Source organism: Halocella sp. SP3-1, assembly GCF_003953885.1.
Classification (GTDB): Bacteria; Bacillota; Halanaerobiia; order Halanaerobiales; family DTU029; genus Iocasia; species Iocasia fonsfrigidae.
In genome coordinates this window covers 2,733,362-2,754,830 of sequence record NZ_CP032760.1, presented here as the reverse complement: position 1 = coordinate 2,754,830, position 21,469 = coordinate 2,733,362, and the positions used below count along the sequence as shown (strand labels likewise).

The window sequence follows — 21,469 nt, the reverse complement described above, 5'->3', positions numbered from 1 at the left end:
TTTTTTCAAAAAAAAGCAGGAATAATTTAAATTTAGTAAAATTATTATAATAGAAGATATAACAGGAAAGGGTGTGACTGGATGAAGATTGTAAGATTTACTAAAGATAACAGGAAAAGCTATGGAATTTTAAAAGAGGGTAAGATACAAATTATTAATGGGGGTGTTTTTGATGATTATAATTTATCTGATGAGGTTCTTAATCTGGAAGAAGTTGTTCTAGAAAATCCAGTTAATCCACCTAATATTATTGCAGTTGGCTTAAACTATCAAAAACATGCTGAGGAGGGTTCACAGGATTTTGGTAGATTACCAGATGCCCCTGTTCTTTTTGTTAAAACAACTAATAGTGTTATTGGACCTGAACAGGATATAAAACTACCATTAAGTGCTCCGAATGAAGTGGATTATGAGGCAGAATTGGCCGTTATTATCGGGAAAAAAGCTAAAAATATTGAAAAAGAAGAGGTTGCTGATTATATATTGGGTTATACCTGTGGTAATGACGTAAGTGCCAGGGACTGCCAATTGAGGATAGATAAACAGTGGGCCAGGGGTAAATCATTTGATACCTTTTGTCCTTTAGGACCATGGCTTGAAACAGAGCTTAATCCTGATAATTGTAAGATTCAGTCAAGATTAAATGGAAGGGTAATGCAGAATTCTAATACATCAAATATGATTTTTTCAGCGGCAGAAATAATAAGTTACTGTTCCAAAAATATGACACTTTTTCCAGGAACAGTTATTATGACTGGTACACCTGAAGGGGTAGGTTTTGCTAGAGAAGAGCCTGTTTTTCTTAGGGAAGGTGACCTTATTGAAATAGAGATAGAGGGTATTGGAGTATTAAAAAATACTGTTATAAAAGAGAGATAAGACTTGAATGTTGACATTCATAGTAATTAGCAGTGTCAAAGACTTTATAATAGTATAAACCATTTATTTTCTTTTAACGTCTATTTTCGGGCAATGTAGTACTTGACCTATTACCTCCACTTTAATATAATTGTTTTTGTCGTTGAAACACAGTATTTTCTTTGTACAGGGGTGTAGCTCAACTGGTAGAGTAGCGGACTCCAAATCCGTTGGTTGCGGGTTCAAGTCCTGCCGCCCCTGCCATTTGAATAAGCTAACGTGGCTCAATTGGTAGAGCAGCTGACTTGTAATCAGCAGGTTACCGGTTCAAGTCCGGTCGTTAGCTCCATTGAAAGCATAAGGCCTTACGGCCTTTTTTTTATTAAAATATATAAAATTACTAATTATTATAGTAGATCATTAATATATATATAAATAAATAGGTATGATGTAATCTTGCATAATTACAGACATAATGATATAATTTTTTCTAATGAGGAAGTGGTTAAGTGTGTCAGAAAATAAATATCGGTCTAATAAGATTAAACAGGAACATACAATTTTAAGTGAAATTTTCCCTTTTTTAGAGGAAATTGCTATGATGAAGACGGTAAAGAGTATTATTCCAGGGCGAATAAACAGACGTAAAGGAAGTGGAATACAGGCTTATCTACAATTGAAGTATAAGACTGCAAGTGGTATTAAATTACTGGGAAAAACTAGTTCTTCAATCCAGGAGGTATTTGTGGTTACAGATAATCAGGATAAAACAATAGAAAACCTGAAATTAAAGGAATTTATTAAATAAATTATAATCTGTAGGATTCTTTTCTTGACAAAGAATTTATAATTATATATAATTAATCTTGTTTCGGGTTGTGGCGCAGCTAGGTAGCGCGCACGTCTGGGGGGCGTGAGGTCCCGGGTTCAAATCCCGGCAACCCGACCATTGTATAATTTGAATTAATAATTATAGATTAAATTTCAGGTAGAAGCCCTTTTTATGGGCTTTTTTGTATAGCAGTCACTTTTAATTAGAAAGGAATTCTATATGACTACAATATCATTAATAAGCCTTGGTTGTTCCAAAAATCAGGTTGATAGTGAACTTATGTTGGGTACTTTGTCTAAAAGTGATAATATTCGTATAATAGACAATCCAGCTAATGCTGATATAATAATAATTAATACTTGTGGATTTATTCAGGATGCCAGGGAAGAATCGATTGATACAATAATTCAGGCTGGTCAGTTAAAAAAACATGGGCAGTGTAAGTCTATTATTGTAACTGGCTGTCTTACTCAGAGATATAGAGATGAAATACTAAATGAACTACCTGAAGTTGATGCAATTATAGGAACGAGTAAATTTGATGAAATAACAGATATTCTAAAACTTACCCTAAGTGGAAATAGGGTTAATAGAGTGGTTTCTCCAGCGTTTTCATATAAATCTTCACAGGCGAGGGTCTTATCAGAACCACATTATGCTTATGTTAAAATAGCAGAAGGTTGTAATAATAATTGTAGTTACTGTAGTATACCTAGAATAAGGGGTCCTTTATACAGCCGTCAAATGGAAGATATTTACGAAGAAGTAGCAGGGTTTGTAGAAAAGGGTGTTAAAGAGATTATATTAGTTGCTCAGGATACTACCTGTTACGGTCTGGACATATATGGAAAACCTGCCCTAGCTGACTTGTTAGAAAAATTAAATAAGATTAAAAATCTTAAATGGTTGAGAATAATGTATAGTTATCCCGAAAGGATTAACAACAGACTTATTAGTATAATGGCTAATAGTGATAAGATTTGCAATTACCTTGATCTTCCTGTACAACATTCTTCAAATAAAATAAGAAAAAGAATGAATAGAACAGGTAGAAGGTCTCAACTCCTTACTAGGATAAAAAAACTTAGAAGGGAAATACCAGGTATTGCCCTCAGAACCTCATTAATAGTCGGTTTTCCAGGTGAAACAGATGAAGACTTCGGGGATTTAATAGATTTTATCCAGCAGATAAGGTTTGATAGATTAGGTGTTTTTAAGTATTCTGCTGAAGAGGATACCCCGGCTTCATCATATAGAGGACAGATTCCTGAGGATATTAAAGAAGAAAGGTATCAAAAGATAATGGAAATTCAACGGGAGATATCTTATAATAATAATCAGAGACTAGTGGGGAAAAATATAGAGGTATTAATCGATGAAATTACAGATGAATATGCAATTGGACGGAGCAGATATGATGCGCCTGAGATTGATAATCAGGTCTATCTAGCTGTAAAAAGTTATAGGAAAGGTGATCTGCTCTATTGTAAAGTCAGTGATGCCTACGAATATGATTTAATAGGAGAGATAATTAAATGAACTTACCAAATAAATTGACTTTAGGCAGGGTAATATTAGTGCCGATTTTTATGTTATTCTTGTTATTGAGGGAAAGCCATCCGGTTTTTTTCGAAATAATTGCCTTATTTGTTTTTATCGTAGCTGCTATTACAGATGGATTGGATGGTTATCTAGCAAGAAAACAGCAGAAGATAACCAAGTTTGGAAAGATACTTGACCCTCTGGCTGATAAGCTATTAATAAGTGCTGCTCTAATCTCTTTTGTTGCTTTGGGTGAGATTTCTGCCTGGCCTGCTATTATAATTATTGGCCGGGAACTGGCAGTAACTGGATTGCGGGTAATATCAGCAAGTGAAGGTAAGGTGATAGCTGCCAGTAAATGGGGCAAGTGGAAAACGGGGTTACAGATTGCAGCTGTTATAGCTGTAATAATAGACTCGGATTTAATAAGATTGCCTCTTGATATAGGAAATATTTTATTATGGATTGCTGTGATTATTACAATTATTTCTGGTATTGACTATTTTACTAAAACTAATATTGATTTTTTTCATGAAGAAAAGGGTTGAATAAAGATAATAATTATTTTAGACCTGATTTATCAACTGCCTTGATTCAGGTCTTTATTTTGATGGAAAAGATTACAAACATTATATTATAGAAACATAAGTTATATGATGTTATAATAAAATATGTACCTTAGTTAAATAGAGAGGAGGATTATAATGGAATTTAAGGGTGTCAAAATAAATATTGTAGTTATTGTTATCTTATTAGTATTAATTTCATTTTTTGTAGGACAACACTTTTATAAAGTATATAATATTGATAAACCTATCAAAGAAGAGATAGCAGGGGTTGATGGTGTCAAAGAGGTAGAAATGGTAAATAAAGATGGTAAGATGGATATGATTTTGAGTCTTGACCCGGCTATTGATTTCTATCATGTCTATAAAGAGATAGAAGGCATTTTTGCTGATAGTAAGATAAATGATAAAGGCAGTATAATAATAAAAAATGAGTCTAATAGTGACCTTGAAAATGTATATTATCGATTACACTATGCAATCTATGAGGGTATAAAAACCAATAAATTTGTTACTATGGAAGAGAATGTAGCAGAGATTGTTGAGGAAAGTGAATTTACAGATTATAAGCTCTGGATAGATAATGAGGCAGTCTATTTTCAATTAAATGGAGATAAAACATCTCTATATAAGAAGATTCCTTATAATAAGACAATAACAGTTCACACAGAAGGGGGTGGCTCAAATGGTTAAAGAGATTGGAATTGGAATAGTTATTTCCACATTAATTATACTGGCTTTACAGGGGTTTAATATCCTACCACTTATCTTTCTATCCTTCTTAACTTTTTTTATGTGGCAGATGCTGACTAATGGAGGTATTACCGGTTCATCAACTGCTAATAAGGGTTCTACTGATAAGAAAATTCCTTTAGTAAGGTTTAACGATATTGGTGGACAGGATTCTGCCAAAAAGGAATTAATGGAAGCACTTGATTTTATAAAAGATATCAATGGAATAAAATATATGGGAATAAGGGCAATCAAAGGAATATTATTGAGCGGACCTCCTGGTACTGGTAAAACAATGCTAGCCAAGGCTGCTGCCAGATATACTGACTCTGTTTTTAAAGCAACTTCAGGTAGTGAGTTTATAGAAATGTATGCTGGTTTAGGTGCTAAAAGGGTTAGAAACCTATTTAAAGATGCCAAACAATCTGCTAAAAAAACTGGCAAGGATAGTGCTATTATTTTTATTGATGAAATTGATATCCTTGGTAGTAAGCGTGGACAGGTTACCAGTCATTTAGAATATGATCAAACCCTAAATCAATTACTGGTAGAGATGGATGGGTTATCTGTCGATGATGATGTTCAACTCCTGGTAATGGCTGCTACAAATAGAATCGATATTCTTGATCAGGCTTTATTGAGGCCAGGTCGTTTTGATAGAATAGTCCAGGTTGATCTTCCTGCAAAAAAAGGGCGCTTAAGTATTCTTGAACTCCATACAGCCAATAAACCACTGGATGATGGGGTAGATTTAGAAAAAATAGCCCAGGACACTTTCAGGTTTTCTGGTGCACATCTAGAAAATCTGGCTAATGAGGCAGCTATTTTTGCTTTAAGGGAAGGTTCAGAAAAAATAAAACAAAGACATTTTATGGAAGCTATCGATAAAGTGATTATGGGGGAAAAGCTTGATAGACGCCCGGCTAAAGAAGAATTAAAAAGAGTGGCTATTCATGAAACCGGTCATGCCCTGATTGGGGAAATTTTAAATCCTGGTTCAGTGTCTACTATTACTATAACATCAAGAGGACGGGCCCTTGGTTATGTAAGACATAATCAGGAAGATGATTTTTATTTACAGACCAAAGATTATCTAGAAAAGCAAATCAGTGTTTGTATTGCAGGGGCAGTGGCAGAAGAAATTCTTCTGGATAGTAGAAGTACTGGAGCTAAAAATGATTTTGAAAAGGCTGTAAAATTAGTAAAAATAATGGTTACCTCTGGTATGACTGAACTTGGTGTAGTAGATGAAAATGCTATACCCAAAGAATTACTACATCAGGAGATGACCAAAATTTTTACTGGAATTGAAAATTCTGTTCGGGGATTAATTAAAGATAACAAAGAAATTGTTAAAGATATTGCAGACCAGCTTATTAATAATGAAAGATTTTCTGGTGATGAGCTTAGAAAATTATTGGAGATTAGTAAGTCTGCTTAAGTGGGATAGATGGACATTTTATCTGGTAAAGAAATTTTATTCTATTACTCTCGGGTAAAATGTCCCCTGTCTGCTTTTAATATTTTATGTTATAATAAATATAGGTTTTATTCTATGATTTACATATCTAATAATTATTGATACTGCTATTTTTTCAAGAAGGGATTGGAGAGGATATTTGTGATTGTAGAGATAATTTCTATTGGTACAGAGTTATTACTGGGGGATATTATAGATACTAATTCAACCTATATTGCTGAAAAATTAACTGAAAATGGTTTTGATATACACTATGTATCAACTGTTGGTGATAATCTGGCAAGAATAACTGCAACTATCAAAAGGGCTCAACAGAGGGCTGATATTATTATTACAACTGGTGGACTGGGACCAACTGATGATGACCTTACAAGGGAAGCAATTGCTGCCAGTATGGGTTTGGAGTTAAAGAAAGATGAAAGACTATTAACTGCAATCAAGAACTACTTTAGAGAAAAAAACTATTCTATGACTGTAAATAATGAAAAACAGGCCTGCCTTCCTGAAGGTGCTACTGAAATTCCTAATGAAAAGGGTACTGCCCCTGGTATATTGTTGGAAAGAGATGACATAATAATAATATCAATGCCAGGTGTTCCAGGAGAAATGAAAGATATGCTTGAAAGAAAGGTTTTACCTTATTTAAAGGAATTAAGTGCTGGGTTGATTCAATCAAAGGTTTTAAATTTTTTTGGAATAGGTGAATCTTCTCTAGAGATGGAAATTAAGGATATACTTGATAAACAGACAAACCCTACTATCGCATTACTGGCAGGCAAAGGGGAGGTAAAGATTAGGATAACTTCCAAGGCCAGTTCTAAAGAAAAAGCAGGGGAATTAATTGCTGCTGTTGAAAAAGGGATTAGAGAAAGAGTTGGCGAATATGTCTATGGCAGTGATGATAAGGGGTTAGCAGTTGTAGTTGCAGAATTATTAAAAGAAAAAGGATTAAGCATTGCAACTGCTGAATCCTGTACAGGAGGTCTTCTGGGGGATAGAATAACAAATATAGCTGGAAGTTCAGAATATTTCCAGGGAGGAGTAATAGCCTATAGTAACCAGGTGAAACATGAGCTTTTGGGAGTTGAGGAAAATACCCTTAAAAAATATGGTGCTGTGAGTGCAGAGACTGCTCAGGAAATGGCAGAGGGCATTAAGGATAATATGAGTACTGATATAGGGATAGCGATTACCGGAATAGCCGGTCCTGGGGGTGGTAGTCAGGGAAAACCTGTAGGACTTGTATATCTAGGATTAGCCATTGATGATTATAGCCAAACATTCAAACTCAAGCTGCGTAATGATCGGGCCTGGAACAAATGGATGAGTACGCAATATGCCTTATATTACCTTTATAGATATCTGGTAAATGGGCAGGAGTTTTAAAGATAAACATGAATATAATAAATAAGTGTCTTTAATATTCTTAATTAATCTTTAAGGGGGATGGATGATATGTTTAAAGAAAAACGAATATACATGGTTTTGTTTTTATTAGCCTTTGTAATGATAGTACAAACCGGTCTAGTATCTGCTGACCATGGTTTATTACTGGAAGGGATAAGTAAATACTATAATGGTTTATATGAAGATGCAATAATTAATTTTAATGATTACCTGGCAGAAGATAATCATAATCAAGCCGATGCCTTATATTATCAAACACTTGCTTATTTGAAGTTAAATAATGTGGGTGCAGCCAAGAATAATATGAATTCACTTGAAGAAATAGGCTACAAATTTGGTCTCTTACACTGGGAATTAGGACAGGTTTACTTGAATAAAGATGGTTATTTTGATAGTCCCTTCTATAATGAAGCTAAAAGGGAATTAATTAAAGCAAGGAAGTTAGGAATAGATACTGCTGGTTTTCATAAAGACCTGGCTGTAACTCACCAGGGATTAGGAAATATTGAAGAGGCTATTAATGAATATGAGGCTTCTTTAGCTAAAAGTGGTAAAACAGATGATTATATAAACCTTGCTTCATTATATAGGGATTCTGGTCAACTTAAAGAGGCCTTGACAGCATATGAAAAAGCCCTGGAAGACAAAAGAGATGATGTATCAATTTATCTTAATATGGGGGATATTTATTTAGGTCTAGAAGATTATCAATCTGCTATAGATATATTGTCTAAAGGTGTAGAGATCAGTCCTAGTTTTGTAGCAATCAGGACTAAGCTGGCTGTTGCTTTATATAGTAATGGTGATATTGATAAAGCCAGGGATGAATTTGAGCTTATTGTAGAACAAAATAGAAATATTTATCAGGCATATTATTACCTGGCTGAGATATATAAAAAGGAAGGTGAAATAGAGAGTGCTATAGCATATTATAATGATGCTATCAAGTATAATGGAAGCTATGTAAGGGCATATCTTGCGCTGGGGGATATTTACCTGGAAGATGATAGTCCTTATAAAGCTATGGCACAGTATATAAAAGCCCTGGAACATAATCCTGAACATGCACCTGCTCATTTCAGTCTGGCACTGGCTTATAAAAATTTAGATATGAAAGAAGCTGCTATTAATGAACTCAGAAGGGCAATCCATCTAGATAGTAGTCATGTCCAGGCAAAAAGAATGCTGGCTGAAATGTTAAAGGAATAGTATGATGAGACTTTTTATTGCTATTAAATTGCCTGCCTTACTGCGGGATAATCTCTGTAGACAGCTTGATATTCTAAAAAAGGTTAATGCAGGATTAAAATGGGTTAAAAAGGATCATTATCATATAACCCTCAGGTTTTTAGGTGAGGTTAAAGGGGATAAAATTTTTGATATAAAAAAAGCTATAGATATAGTAGCTCAGGGAACAGCAATTGCTCCACTCCTTTTTAAAGGGAGTGGTGCTTTTCCATATCCAGACAATCCTAAAATATTTTATTTAGGGGTAGAAAAAGGGGAAGATTACCTTAAAATAATACACCATAAGTTAGAAGATGAATTAGTTAAAATAGGATTTAAAAGGGAAGATAGGTCATATACCCCTCATATAACACTGGCTAGAAGTAGAAGAAATACTAATATGAAAAGATTGTCGCGTGATATTAAGGAATTAATGAATAGAGAATTTTTTGTTGGGGAAATGACCCTGGAAAAAATATCACTGATAAAGAGTGAATTAAAATCAGATGGCCCTGTTTATCAGGACATATATTCAGTTTCTTTATAGTATGATAGTATAATAAGGAATTATACTTGTTTTTTCTAAACAAATGTTCTATAATAGAGCTATAAACACATGTTCTATAGAAGGAAATTATCTGCGAGGTGAATAATGTGGTTAACGAAAAAGAAAAAGCGCTTGACATGGCGATTAAAAGAATTGAAAAACAGTTTGGTCAAGGTTCAATTATGAGATTGGGAGAGGCTAAAGCAATGAATGTAGAGGTTATACCTACAGGGGCTCTTCCGCTTGATATAGCCCTTGGTGTAGGAGGGGTTCCTAGGGGTAGGATTATTGAGATATATGGGCCAGAATCCTCTGGGAAAACGACACTAGCCTTACATATTATAGCTGAAGCCCAGAAAAAGGGTGGGATAGCTGCTTTTATAGATGCAGAACATGCCCTTGATCCAAAGTATTCGGAAAACCTGGGGGTTAATATTGATAATCTCTTGATATCACAGCCAAATAATGGGGAAGAGGCCCTGGAAATTGCTGAAGCCTTAGTGAGGAGTAATGCTATAGATGTTATTGTAATTGATTCGGTAGCTGCTCTGGTTCCAAAGGCAGAAATAGATGGAGAGATGGGAGACAGTCATGTTGGTTTACAGGCAAGATTAATGTCACAGGCCATGCGTAAGCTTTCGGGGGCAATAAGTAAATCCAAGACTATTTGTATTTTTATCAATCAAATCAGGGAAAAGGTTGGGGTTATGTTTGGGAACCCGGAGACAACTCCAGGTGGAAGGGCTTTAAAGTTTTATTCTTCTGTAAGAATGGAGATAAGGCGGGCTCAGGCAATTAAAGATGGTGATGAGTCTATTGGTGCTCAAACTAAAGTAAAGGTTGTCAAAAACAAGGTAGCCCCACCATTTAGACAGGCTATGTTTGATATTATGTATGGGACCGGCATTTCTGCTTCTGGTTGTATACTTGATATGGGGGTTGAGACCGGTATTATTGATCGGGCCGGTTCCTGGTATTCTTATGGTGATGAACGACTTGGTCAGGGACGGGAAAACTCCAAGAAATTTCTGGAGGATAATGGAGATATCTTAAAAGAGGTAGATGAAAAAATCAGGGGTTCATTAGGTTTATTAGATGAAGAAGAGGTTGCTGCCAGTGAGGAAGAATCTTGATGACTGCCTTCAATCTGCTAAGGATGATGCCTTTAATCTCCTTTCTTATCGGGAAAGGAGTGAAAATGAACTTAAAAAACGTCTATTAAGAAAAGGACATAAAAGGGCTATTATTAATCAGGTTATAGCAAGGTTGAAGGATTTAGACTATCTAAATGATAAAAGATTTGCTGAGATGTGGATACGGGATAGAATTGCTAATAAGCCGCGGGGGCGGTATTACTTAAAAAAAGAATTAAAAAATAAGGGTGTTAAACCAGCGGTTATTGCTAGTGTCTTAAACAAACTTTTAACAGATGGCAATGAAAAGGAAATGGCTGAAAGATTAGCAAATAAATGGTTAAAATCCCATTCGATAGATAAATATAATGAAGCAGAGTATTTTTTAAGATTAAAAAGGTATTTACGTAATAAAGGATTTAGTTTTGATTTAGTTAATATAGTTGTCTTAAAAATAGAAAAAAATCAATAAAAGATTATCCTCGGCTTTATACCGCTTATCTTTTGTTTAAGTTTCTTGACAGTCAGGGATAAAAGAGATAAAATAATAACAGGCGTTTTCCCGATTTTGTTTGACTTTGTATATAAATTAATTAAATATTGTTTGATGGGAGGTGAATACGATTAATGGAGGTGTATTGTATGTAGTAGTTGCTGTACCCGCCAGTATTATTATCGGGTATTTTATTAGAAAATATATTGCGGAAGCAAAAATACAGTCTGCTGAACAGGAAGCTAGGAAAATTCGTGAGACGGCAGAACGCGAAGCAGAATCAAAAAAAAGGGAATTAATCCTTGAAGCTAAGGAATCAGCCCATAAAATTAAAGAAGAAACAGATAAAGAGAATCAAAAAAGAAGGAGTGAATTGCAGAAGTTAGAAAATAGACTCCTTCATAAAGAAGATTCTTTAGACCGCAGAACGGAAACACTTGAAAGAAAAGAACAGAGTATACGTGATAAAGAAAATTATTTAAATAATCAGGAAAAAGAGATTGTAAATTTGAAAGAAAAGCAGCTAAAAACCCTTGAAGAGATTGCTAATTTTACGCAAAATGAGGCCAAAGAATTCCTTTTTAAAAAGGTTGAGGAAGAGTTAGAGCATGAGTTTGCTAAAATGATCAAGGAAAAGGAAGCAAGGGTTAAGGAAGAAGCTGATAAGAAGGCAAGAGAGATTATCTCACTGGCAATCCAACGCTGTGCTGCTGATCATGTTGCTGAAACAACCATCTCTGTTGTTTCTCTACCAAATGATGAGATGAAGGGTAGAATTATTGGGCGTGAAGGGCGTAATATCAGGACACTTGAAAGTATAACTGGTATTGACTTAATTATTGATGATACACCTGAGGCAGTTGTTATCTCCGGTTTTGATCCCATGAGAAGAGAAATTGCCAGGATTGCTCTGGAGAAATTAATAGTTGATGGAAGAATTCATCCAGCTCGCATAGAGGAAATGGTAGAAAAAGCCAGGAAAGAACTGGACACACATATTAGAGAAGTTGGTGAACAGGCTACTTTTGATGCGGGAGTACACGGTCTTCATTCAGAATTGGTTAAATTACTGGGAAGGCTAAAATTTAGGACCAGTTATGGACAAAATGTGTTACAGCATTCACTGGAAGTTTCATATCTAGCAGGAATTATGGCAGCTGAATTAGGTGCTGATATTACTCTTGCTAAACGGGGTGGATTACTGCATGATATAGGAAAATCGATTGATCATGAGGTTGAAGGGCCGCATATCAAAATTGGTATGGACCTTGCCCGCAAATATGGAGAATCTGATAAAGTAATTCATACTATTGGTGCTCATCATGGAGATATTGAATTTGAATCAATAGAAGCTGTCTTGGTTTCAGCTGCAGATGCAATTTCAGCTGCAAGACCTGGGGCCAGAAGGGAAACGCTGGAATCATATATCAAGCGTCTTGAAGAATTAGAAAATATTGCCAACACATATAATGGTGTTGAAAAGGCTTATGCTATACAGGCTGGCCGTGAAATCAGGGTAATTGTTGAGTCTGATAAGATTGATGATTCCAAGTCTTCGAAAGTTGCTAGAGATTTATCGAAGAGAATTGAAGAAAGTCTTGACTATCCTGGACAGATTAAGGTTGTTGTTATTAGAGAGACCAGGTCTGTTGATTATGCAAAATAATATATGAATATCCGGGCTCCTTTTGCAGGGGCCCTTTTTAGAATAAAGCTAAAAATATAAGGTGGATAAAAATGAGAATTTTCTTTATAGGTGATATAGTTGGACGTATTGGTCGGAAAGCGGTTAAGGAAATATTGCCTGACCTTCAGAAAAAGCATGGTTTTGATTTTGTAATTGCTAATGGTGAAAATGCAGCTGGTGGTTTTGGATTAACTAAATTAGTGGCTCAAGAACTCTATAGTTATGGGATTAATTGTTTAACTATGGGTAATCATACCTGGGATAATAAAGATATTTTAAATATTATTGATGAGTATGCAATTGTTCGGCCGTTAAACTATAACCTGGGTAGTCCTGGTTCAGGCTGGCGGGTTTTTGCAATAAATAATAAAAAACTTGCTGTTGTGAATTTTATAGGCCAGGTCTTTATGGATAATAATTCTCCCTTTGATAAATATGAACAGGAAATAGCTAATATAAAAAAGGAATCCGATCTAATAGTAATTGATTTTCATGCTGAAGCTACTGGTGAAAAGTTAGCATTTGCCCATTATGTAACTGCTGATGTCAGCTGTGTTGTTGGTACACATACCCATATACAGACTGCTGATGAAAAGATTATAGAACAGCAGACAGCTTATATTACTGATCTTGGTATGACAGGTGCTGTTGATTCGATATTGGGTATGTCTAAAACTAGTGTAATTGAAAGGTTTAGATATCAGATACCTCAACGTTTTAAAGTGGCCAGGGGTCTCTATCAGCTGGAAGGCCTTTTAGTTGATATAAATGACACTACAGGAAAAGCAGAAAGTGTTTTACGAATACATCAAACCTCTTTGAAATAATTTTTAGAATTATTTTACTAAACTTGCAGGAATTTTTTTATAAGTGACTAATATAATATATAAGAATAGTTAAATTTAACAATACAAGGAGGTTTTTTACTATCATGGAAGTATTAAAAGTATCAGCAAAATCGAGCCCTAATAAAGTAGCTGGCGCATTAGCTGGTGTATTAAGAGAAAGAGGTAGTGCTGAACTACAAGCTATTGGGGCTGGGGCTTTGAACCAGGGTATAAAAGCAGTAGCAATTGCAAGAGGGTTTGTTGCTCCCAGTGGAATTGACCTGATTTGTATTCCTGCATTCACAGATATAGAGATTGATGGTGAAGAAAGAACAGCTATCAAATTAATTGTAGAACCGCGATAATATATTTGTAATTGACCTGTTTGTCCGCCGGGCAAGCAGGATTTTTGTATTTTTGGGGGGGTTATTTTATGTCTGGATTTATGGAGCTATTATGGTGTTGAGGGGGCAGAGGCAGTCAGGGATACTCAGCTTTTTTAAATATTTCTGCTAAAGCAGAAATAATAGATGTAATTAAGCATATAGATTATATTAGAAAGCTTATAGGTATTAATTATATTATACTTAAGTACAGATTATGATGGATTAAAAGTATTACGGTTGGTTTGGAAAATATTGCTAAGTTAAATAAGCTAAAGGAGATGCTTTATAAAAATGTTTATTCCAGGAGAGATATTAATAAAATATTCTGGGGGAATTGGTTCAATTTTATAAGTGATTGGTAGTGTCAAAAAATCTATGAAAAAGTGATGTTGGAGACAGATTTTAGTCTTTTAAGTAATTTTTACTGGTTGGATCGTTGCATAACCCTTGACAAACACCATCCAAATGCTGCTGGTAAGTAGCCGAGGTTGAAGGGGATGGATATAAAGAGCATAGCAAATTAGCCAACCCTCGTACTTCAATTTTAGCATTTGTCTGGTTCGGTTTGTAAAGGGTTCGCTTCGCCAATGCTTAGATAAAGCTTTTAGCTGCCTCGGGTTCTGCTAAATAGATATAAAGATTAAGCAGAATGCTGTTGCTCGTAGAGTATATGCTCTTGAGCTAGTTCAATCAGCTTGCCCCATCTTGCAGGCATGTTAGGCAGATTAATAAGCTGAGGTACAGTTACAGGTACTTTTTTCTCTAGAGCTGAATGTGGTCTTAAGAAATTGAAGTATGCTGCAAAAAGGTTCACGTATGATACTGATCCTTTAGAAGACTTAAAACCACATCTTGATCTGTAGCTTTTTTTAAAAGTTCTATTGAGTCTTTCAATAATTTGTTTTAGAGGTCGATTTTCCTTTGAGACAGGGTCGTCATTAGTAAGGCCGAGAACCTGGGTGATATCAAAATTAATACCCTGTTGATAGAAATAATGTTTAGCCAGAAGATAGATAGGATTACCGTCAACTACGAAGTTGAGGTTATCAGGGATAGTATCCATCTTAGTAAGGACATCATTAATAGCTTTAATTGCAGAAGGTGTATCTCTATTAGGTGAGACATGGTAAGATAGAATAATCTTTTTCACAGCATCAAAGAAGAAGAAAATATACTGCCACTTGCCATAAACCTTAATGTAGGTTTCATCACCACAGAAAGAGTCAGAAAGCTCATAAGGATAATTATCTAAATAGGGTTTAACTAGATAACCAACTGAATCAGCATAGTTAATTACAGTTTGATGAGAGATATTAACATTATGAACATCTTCCATGATAGCAGCTACGTTGCGAGAAGAAAGACCATAATTAACATAGTAAGTAAGGATTAACCCCAGAGTATGTGGTGAAGAATGTATTCCTGAGATATCAACTTTAGGTAAATCTGGAGACTCCTTGCTCAATGGTTGAAAGTCAAAGTCAAATTCTCTGTAAATGTATCTAACTTTAAACTTATGGGGATATTTTTTAAAGTGTTTTTTCTCTTCTTTACTCATGGATCTAAGGTTTTTAAGATAAAAAGAGCAGTCATCATTCTTGCATTTGTAGATATAGAAATTCTTACGCTCTTTAATTTGTTCTAGAGTACGAGAGCAATGGGGACACCTAAAGATAACAGTTTTAGAAAAGCGAATTTTATCATTAAAATTAGTCTTACAAATTTTACAGAGATATTGACCACGACCACCAGTATTATCATAAAGATAAATATGTGGGGCACCACATCTTGGGCAGGTCATAGACTCAGGAACTTTGTATTTGGCGTTACGGCGTCTGACAGGTTTAAGAGGTTTACCATGTTCCTGTTCGTAAGCAATTATTAGTTTTTGGTAATCAAGCTTTTCCAGGACTTCAATAATGGGTAAATCATCAACTTGAAGATGATGATATTTCTTGCTGATGGGAATCTCATCTTTGGGCATGAAGTCTTTACTAACAAGTAAAGTCAAGAGATAGCAAATAATATGATATTGAATTTGAATATAAGTAAGTAAGACATTAATAATTTGTTTCAAAGTTTGTCACCGCCTTTTCTATTTGTGGTTTAAAAAGGTAAATAAGCAACCTAAATATACCTCAAAAAGAGGGGGGGTGACAAGTATTTAAGATCAAATCCCTACTATAATAGGGTTTTGACAATATATTTTAAAATATTTTTGACATTACGAAGTGATTACTGGGGGGAGGTTTATGATTAATTATTTGTGGCTGGGATTGATTATTACTGGATTTATAGTAGGGGGGATTACTGGGCAGATAGATAAGGTCTCAGAGGCAATTTTTCAGGGTGCTGAAGATAGTGTAAGACTAACAATAGATTTATTAGGACCCATAGCGCTTTGGTTGGGAATCATGAATATTGCCCAGAAATCTGGTTTTACTCAGCTGTTGGGGAGATTAATTAAACCATTAATTAATTTAATTTTTCCTGGAATACCAGATGGTCATCCAGCAAGGGGGGCTATAGTTTTAAATATGGTAGCCAATATACTGGGTCTGGGAAACTCTGCTACTCCTTTAGGTATTAAAGCAATGCAGGAATTACAGGATATTAATCCAAAAAAAGAAAGAGCCAGTTTTGCTATGTGTACGTTACTTGCCCTGAATACTTCCAGTATAACAATCATTCCGGCAACAATAATCAGTTTAAGGGTTGCCTGTAATTCAAATAATCCAACAATAATAATAGTGAGTAGTATTTTTGCAACAAGCATTTCAACGGTTACCGCCTTATTTTTTGACAGATTTTTCAGGGCTTTTACCAGGGAGTGAGTTGATTGTTTGAGATAATAAAAGGGATCTCTAACTGGAGTATAGCAATTTTAATCCTTATCATACCATTATATGGTTTTTTAAAAGGTGTAAAGGTATATGATGTTTTTGTTGAAGGTGCAAAGGGTGGGGTTAAAACAGTTTTAAAGATCTTTCCCTATTTACTGGCTATGATGATTGTAATTAATATTTTTCGAGTTTCAGGTGCTATGAATCTATTAATTAATTTGATAAATCCAGTTACAAAAAAATTAGGAATACCTGATGATGTTCTGCCATTATTGTTTTTAAGACCTCTTTCTGGTAATGCTTCACTTTCATACACAAGTTATTTACTAAAAAACTCTGGTCCAGATTCTTTTATAGGTAAACTTGCTTCTACTATACAAGGAAGTACTGAAACTACTTTTTATATAATTGCTGTGTATTTTGGGGCTATTGGTATAAAAAAATATAGATATGCTGTAACTGTAGGTTTATTAGCCGATATTGCTGGTTTTTTTGCGGCAGTATTTGTTTGTAAATTATTGTTTTTATAAATGAATAAAATTTTTTATTATAGAAATAATATAAGTAAAAATAGATGGGAGTGTGAAAACTTGGGGCTTGATTATATGAAAAAATTAGAAGAAACCTTTATGGAATATACTACTGTATATGATAAAAATATAAAAAAATTGATTAATGAAAGAGGGGTTGAAATAAGTAATCAGGAAATAAATGAAATTTTACATGATGCAAAATACATGACAGTTAATAATAACGCATAGATAAATAATATATAATTTTACTAGATATTATTCAGGCCTTTAGTCTTAAAGATTAAAGGCTTTTTTAAATTTTAAATAGATAGGCAGGAAAACTCTCTTAGATGTAGAATTTATAATTATAGGACAAGTATAAAAGGAGTGGTAGAATTGAATTTAGGTAAAATATATAGTTTTCTGGCATTAGGTGGGCCCATGACAATACCATTAATGATTGCCTCTATTTTTAGTTTTGCTGTAATTTTACAGAAATTAATATTTTTCATGCGTTATCGCGATAGTAGTTTTCGTTTAATAAAAAAAATAGAACTACTAGTTGAGCAGAACGATATTTTAACAGCCCTTAATGAGTTAAAAGGAGAAAAAGGACCTAATGCAAAGCTTCTTGCCACAGCTTTATCTCATCATAGTGAAGACCCTGCACGGATTAGAGAGGTTTTACAGGCTGTGGGGGAAGATGAGATCAAAAAAATGGAAAAACATTTACCTATTCTTGATGTAGTGTCAATGATCTCTCCTTTATTAGGACTGCTGGGTACAGTATTGGGAATAATAAATAGTTTTAATATACTTGGAACTGCAGCTGGTGCTGCTAATCCTGCTCAAATTAGTGGAGGTATTGCGGCTGCTTTAATTAGTACTGCTATCGGACTTATAATTGCTATACCATCAGCAATATTTTATTCTTATTTTACAAATACAGTAGCAACAAAAGCCCATGAAATGAATCTAAGTATGGTAGATATTATGGATGTAATTGGTAATCGAGGTGAAATTGATGTTCAAGACTACTCTTAAAAAGAAATCATCGATTAATATTATACCAATGATTGATGTAATCTTTTTTTTGCTGGTCTTTTTTATGCTTTTTACAACCTTTAGAACAACTCCTACAGGTATAGACCTTCAATTACCTAAAGCTGTTACTGTTTCTGAACAGGATAGTGATAATTTAATAATTGATATAAGTGAAAATGGTGATTTATATTATGAAAATAAAAAAATCTCCATTAATAGAATAAGAGAGATTGCCGCCACATATTACCAAAATAATAATAATACTATTGCTATTATAAATGCAGACGAACAGGTATTATACAAAGATATTATTGCTGTGATGGATAATTTGCGTCAATCAGGGATCTATAAACTGGCACTGGCTGCTGAAAAAAAGGAGTATTAAGCTATGCGTTATCAAAAGGATCCGGACCGTTTAATAGTATATCTAATTTTATCAATTGTATTTCATCTTCTTTTATTGATTGTTTTTCCCTACGGGAATTTAGGTGTTATGGGAAATGATGGACAAAAGAGGGAATTTAGTTTTGTTCAGCGTATTGAATACAGGACACCTTCAACTATTACTGATGATAGGAGTACAGTTGAAGAAAGTAGGACAAATATTAAACAAGCTGAACCTGAACCAGAACCTGAACCAGAACCTGAGCCAGAACCTGAGCCAGAACCTGAGCCAGAACCTGAGCCAGAACCTGAACCTGAACCAGAACCTGAGCCAGAACCTGAACCTGAACCTGAACCAGAGCCAGAACCTGAACCAGAACCTGAACCTGAACCTGAACCTGAACCAGAGCCAGAGCCAGAACCTGAACCTGAACCAGAGCCAGAGCCAGAACCTGAACCTGAACCAGAGCCAGAAGTCTTAAGTAGTGAAAATAGTGATATGGAGGTTGAGGTTGATGGCAATAAAGGGGAGGGGGCATCTGGGACAAATGAGCAAGTTAATGGTAGTAGCCAGTCTGGAAATGTTGAAGGAAATCATGTTGAAGAACCACCACCACCTCCACCACCTACTGCCGGGGATCTGGTAATTGGTGCTCCAACACCAGCTTATCCTAAGGATCTAGTTAGTAAGGCCTTGACAGGTACTGTTATTTATAAGGTCAAGGTTAATACCTCTGGAGAAATTACAGAAATGGAACTTATTAAATCCTCTGGTATAGAACAAATGGACCGGATTGCAGGTTTAACTGTGGAACGGGGATGGAGTTTTAAAGATTATCAACAAGCATATACTATTGAAATTATAATAAATTACAATATGGATGAAAACAATAATTCCCATGTTAGTGTAGAATTGCAAAATCTCGAGTTTGAATAGCTAAAATATCTATATTATAAATTAAGATGAACTGAGGTGAGAATGTGAGAAAAGGGGTTTGTTTAACATTATCAATTTTAATATTATTATTTATCACTACTATTACAGCAATTGGACAAGGAGATAACTTTGATGAAATAGACCAATACAATAATCTCCGGCTTGGTAATGATTATATTGTCATCGTAGTAAACATGGATGAAAATGGGATGGGCCGTTTTGCTATAGAAACTACCGGTGGTGCTCCTTTCCGTAATAATGATAATAATAAACCCCTTATTTACGGAAGACCTAAACCATGGACATCATATACCAGTATCTGGTTAAATAATGAAAAGTATGTATTTGGAGGGGAATCAGGACGCCGAGCTGGAAAATCAGGTAAATATGGTGAACTAATTAAAAAACCTTACTTATTAGATGATGGTATTCATACCGAAATAATGATTAAAGACAGTATTAAGGTTGAACAAATACTAAGCATTGTAAAGAGTTCAACTACTGGTTTATATGATGCTGTTCAGATTAAATACAGAGTTGAGAATCTAGGTAATGGTAATGAAAAAGTTGGTTTGAGAATAATGCTTGATACAATGTTAGGTCAAAATGATGGTGCTCCATTCCGCATTGGTGAGGATGCAGTAGTAAGTGATAGGCTTTATTATAAAAAACAATTACCAGAGTTCTGGCAGGCCTTTGATAGTATAAGTAATCCAACAGTTACTTCACAGGGTACTTTTACTGGTCCTGGTGTTACCTCCCCTGATAAGGTTTATCTGGCTGACTGGGGTAGTTTAGCTGATGGGGTATGGGATTTTGATTTTAACCCAGGTGAAGAGTTTTTACGTAAGGGTGAGTTTGAGATTGATAGTGCTATAGCTATGTACTGGGTACCAGAGATGATAAAACCAGGTGAGACAAAGACCTATATCACAAGATATGGTTTAGGGGGTATTACGATAGTACCTGGTCTTATTTCTTTAGGTGTAACTTCACCAGCAGAAGTAACATTTGATAGACCTGATAAAACATTCCCAATCATAGCCTATATTGAAAACACTTCAGAGATTACAGCTAAAAATGTAAGAGTTAATTTAGATATCACTGATAGTCTGAATGTTGATGATAAAGAGAAAAAGATTGGTGATATGGAGGCAGGGGAGATAGTACAGCTTATCTGGTATGTTGCTGATAACGATCAATCATTACCTCCAGAAACTCAGTATACAGTTAAAGTTGAGGCAGATAATACGGATTCTAATCAGGTTAAGAGGGAGATTATTTTTGTTGGCCCACCACAGCTTAAAACCAGACTTAATTTAATTGATAAATTGAATGTAGATAATGGACGCCTTGTTCCTAATCCGTTTGATATTCAGGCTGTTTTTAAAAATGTAGGGGGTTCTACCCTTTATGATCTTTCTACTGAACTATTTCTGCCGCCAGGGTTACTGTTGGCCACTAAAGAGCGGGCTAGAAAATATCCTGGTAATTTGGAAGCAGGGCAAGAAATCAAGGTGAATTGGAAGATTAAAGCCCTGGAAGTTGATGGCAAACTCCCTGTAGCAATAGATAATAGAGGATTACATGGTTATCAAAAAATTGACAGGTTTGATGACTTAGATATTCCTGTGTTAGACCCTTATTTTTATCTCAAGCTAAATGAATATGAAGAGATAGAAGAAGGGGATTATATAAGTATTGATATTGTTGGCGAAAACATCCAGGGGCTTGATTTACTTGATTCAATTATTAATTATGACCCTGAGTATTTGAAGTTAGTTCATGTTTCACGTGGTAATATTTTCTTGAAAGATAATAAACTTTTACCTTTTGATAAACCTGATACCAGCAAAAAAGGTATTATCCATCTTAGTGAAATAATCCCAACTGAGATAGATAGAGGGACATTAGCGACTTTACATTTCAAGGTTTTAAAGAAAGGTAATAATCAAATAAGCTGGGGTGATTCCACTTTTATTATTGACAATGAAGAATCTGAGGTTATTACCAGGGATCTTAATTTCTAAAT

Annotated in this window: 22 protein-coding genes and 3 tRNA genes; 24 read left to right on the top strand and 1 reads right to left on the bottom strand. The window is 34.7% G+C overall.

Annotated elements, in window-relative coordinates; translation table 11 throughout:
• Positions 1–81: 81 nt before the first annotated feature.
• The 17 genes from D7D81_RS13215 to D7D81_RS13135 all read left to right on the top strand — a co-directional run bounded on the left by D7D81_RS13215 (position 82) and on the right by D7D81_RS13135 (position 13,696).
• Positions 82–879 (top strand): fumarylacetoacetate hydrolase family protein, encoded by a 798-nt coding sequence (locus D7D81_RS13215; protein ID WP_125990561.1) that lies wholly within the window; start codon positions 82–84, stop codon positions 877–879.
• A 167-nt stretch (positions 880–1,046) separates the two neighbouring features.
• Positions 1,047–1,122: transfer RNA gene (locus tag D7D81_RS13210), tRNA-Trp, on the top strand.
• 9 nt (positions 1,123–1,131) lie between these two features.
• A tRNA-Thr gene (locus D7D81_RS13205) sits at positions 1,132–1,207 on the top strand.
• 162 nt (positions 1,208–1,369) lie between these two features.
• On the top strand, positions 1,370–1,666 hold the full coding sequence (locus D7D81_RS13200; RefSeq protein ID WP_286169701.1) for a DUF2103 domain-containing protein: 297 nt from the start codon (positions 1,370–1,372) through the stop codon (positions 1,664–1,666).
• 64 nt (positions 1,667–1,730) lie between these two features.
• Positions 1,731–1,807 (top strand) — tRNA-Pro (locus tag D7D81_RS13195).
• A gap of 102 nt (positions 1,808–1,909) precedes the next feature.
• Positions 1,910–3,229: a 30S ribosomal protein S12 methylthiotransferase RimO gene (rimO, locus tag D7D81_RS13190; RefSeq protein ID WP_125990559.1), complete on the top strand. Its 1,320-nt coding sequence runs from the start codon at positions 1,910–1,912 to the stop codon at positions 3,227–3,229.
• A complete protein-coding gene (gene pgsA / locus D7D81_RS13185) occupies positions 3,226–3,780 on the top strand; it encodes a CDP-diacylglycerol--glycerol-3-phosphate 3-phosphatidyltransferase (protein WP_125990558.1) in 555 nt (184 codons plus the stop codon). The genes rimO and pgsA overlap by 4 nt, the downstream gene beginning before the upstream one ends.
• 156 nt (positions 3,781–3,936) lie before the next feature.
• Positions 3,937–4,491: a hypothetical protein gene (locus tag D7D81_RS13180; protein WP_125990557.1), complete on the top strand. Its 555-nt coding sequence runs from the start codon at positions 3,937–3,939 to the stop codon at positions 4,489–4,491.
• On the top strand, positions 4,484–5,971 hold the full coding sequence (locus D7D81_RS13175) for an AAA family ATPase (RefSeq protein ID WP_125990556.1): 1,488 nt from the start codon (positions 4,484–4,486) through the stop codon (positions 5,969–5,971). The genes D7D81_RS13180 and D7D81_RS13175 overlap by 8 nt, the downstream gene beginning before the upstream one ends.
• A 180-nt stretch (positions 5,972–6,151) precedes the next feature.
• A complete protein-coding gene (locus D7D81_RS13170; RefSeq protein ID WP_125990555.1) occupies positions 6,152–7,396 on the top strand; it encodes a competence/damage-inducible protein A in 1,245 nt (414 codons plus the stop codon).
• A 69-nt stretch (positions 7,397–7,465) separates the two neighbouring features.
• Positions 7,466–8,626, top strand: coding sequence for a tetratricopeptide repeat protein (locus tag D7D81_RS13165; protein ID WP_164522256.1), 1,161 nt, complete (start codon positions 7,466–7,468; stop codon positions 8,624–8,626).
• 1 nt (position 8,627) lies between these two features.
• Positions 8,628–9,191, top strand: coding sequence for an RNA 2',3'-cyclic phosphodiesterase (thpR, locus tag D7D81_RS13160; RefSeq protein ID WP_125990553.1), 564 nt, complete (start codon positions 8,628–8,630; stop codon positions 9,189–9,191).
• Between the two features lie 137 nt (positions 9,192–9,328).
• Positions 9,329–10,324 carry a recombinase RecA gene (gene recA, locus D7D81_RS13155; protein WP_286170403.1) on the top strand — a complete coding sequence of 332 codons (996 nt, stop codon included), beginning with the start codon at positions 9,329–9,331 and terminating at the stop codon, positions 10,322–10,324.
• Entirely contained in the window at positions 10,308–10,796 is a 489-nt protein-coding gene (locus D7D81_RS13150) for a regulatory protein RecX (RefSeq protein ID WP_205739217.1), read from the top strand. The genes recA and D7D81_RS13150 overlap by 17 nt, the downstream gene beginning before the upstream one ends.
• A 142-nt stretch (positions 10,797–10,938) precedes the next feature.
• Positions 10,939–12,483 carry a ribonuclease Y gene (gene rny / locus D7D81_RS13145; protein ID WP_125990550.1) on the top strand — a complete coding sequence of 515 codons (1,545 nt, stop codon included), beginning with the start codon at positions 10,939–10,941 and terminating at the stop codon, positions 12,481–12,483.
• A gap of 71 nt (positions 12,484–12,554) precedes the next feature.
• The gene (locus D7D81_RS13140) at positions 12,555–13,331 is read left to right on the top strand and encodes a TIGR00282 family metallophosphoesterase (RefSeq protein WP_125990549.1); all 777 of its coding nucleotides are present in this window, start codon (positions 12,555–12,557) and stop codon (positions 13,329–13,331) included.
• A gap of 104 nt (positions 13,332–13,435) precedes the next feature.
• Complete coding sequence (locus D7D81_RS13135) at positions 13,436–13,696, top strand: stage V sporulation protein S (protein ID WP_125990548.1); 261 nt, start codon at positions 13,436–13,438, stop codon at positions 13,694–13,696.
• A 661-nt stretch (positions 13,697–14,357) separates the two neighbouring features.
• Here D7D81_RS13135 and D7D81_RS13125 read toward each other — a convergent pair.
• Positions 14,358–15,794: a DDE-type integrase/transposase/recombinase gene (locus tag D7D81_RS13125; protein WP_125988725.1), complete on the bottom strand. Its 1,437-nt coding sequence runs from the start codon at positions 15,792–15,794 to the stop codon at positions 14,358–14,360.
• A 175-nt stretch (positions 15,795–15,969) separates the two neighbouring features.
• Here D7D81_RS13125 and D7D81_RS13120 point away from each other — a divergent pair, with 175 nt between their 5' ends.
• From D7D81_RS13120 to D7D81_RS13085, 7 genes are all read left to right on the top strand, one after another.
• On the top strand, positions 15,970–16,551 hold the full coding sequence (locus tag D7D81_RS13120; protein ID WP_125990547.1) for a nucleoside recognition domain-containing protein: 582 nt from the start codon (positions 15,970–15,972) through the stop codon (positions 16,549–16,551).
• 5 nt (positions 16,552–16,556) lie between these two features.
• The gene (locus tag D7D81_RS13115) at positions 16,557–17,090 is read left to right on the top strand and encodes a spore maturation protein (RefSeq protein ID WP_125990546.1); all 534 of its coding nucleotides are present in this window, start codon (positions 16,557–16,559) and stop codon (positions 17,088–17,090) included.
• Between the two features lie 60 nt (positions 17,091–17,150).
• Positions 17,151–17,321: a hypothetical protein gene (locus D7D81_RS13110; RefSeq protein WP_164522254.1), complete on the top strand. Its 171-nt coding sequence runs from the start codon at positions 17,151–17,153 to the stop codon at positions 17,319–17,321.
• 138 nt (positions 17,322–17,459) lie between these two features.
• Positions 17,460–18,116: a MotA/TolQ/ExbB proton channel family protein gene (locus D7D81_RS13105; RefSeq protein ID WP_286169699.1), complete on the top strand. Its 657-nt coding sequence runs from the start codon at positions 17,460–17,462 to the stop codon at positions 18,114–18,116.
• Entirely contained in the window at positions 18,097–18,501 is a 405-nt protein-coding gene (locus D7D81_RS13100; protein WP_125990544.1) for an ExbD/TolR family protein, read from the top strand. Before D7D81_RS13105 ends, D7D81_RS13100 begins: the two co-directional genes overlap by 20 nt.
• 3 nt (positions 18,502–18,504) lie before the next feature.
• Entirely contained in the window at positions 18,505–19,437 is a 933-nt protein-coding gene (locus D7D81_RS19590) for a TonB family protein (protein ID WP_164522253.1), read from the top strand.
• Between the two features lie 44 nt (positions 19,438–19,481).
• Positions 19,482–21,467 carry a cohesin domain-containing protein gene (locus D7D81_RS13085; protein ID WP_125990542.1) on the top strand — a complete coding sequence of 662 codons (1,986 nt, stop codon included), beginning with the start codon at positions 19,482–19,484 and terminating at the stop codon, positions 21,465–21,467.
• Positions 21,468–21,469: the final 2 nt, after the last annotated feature.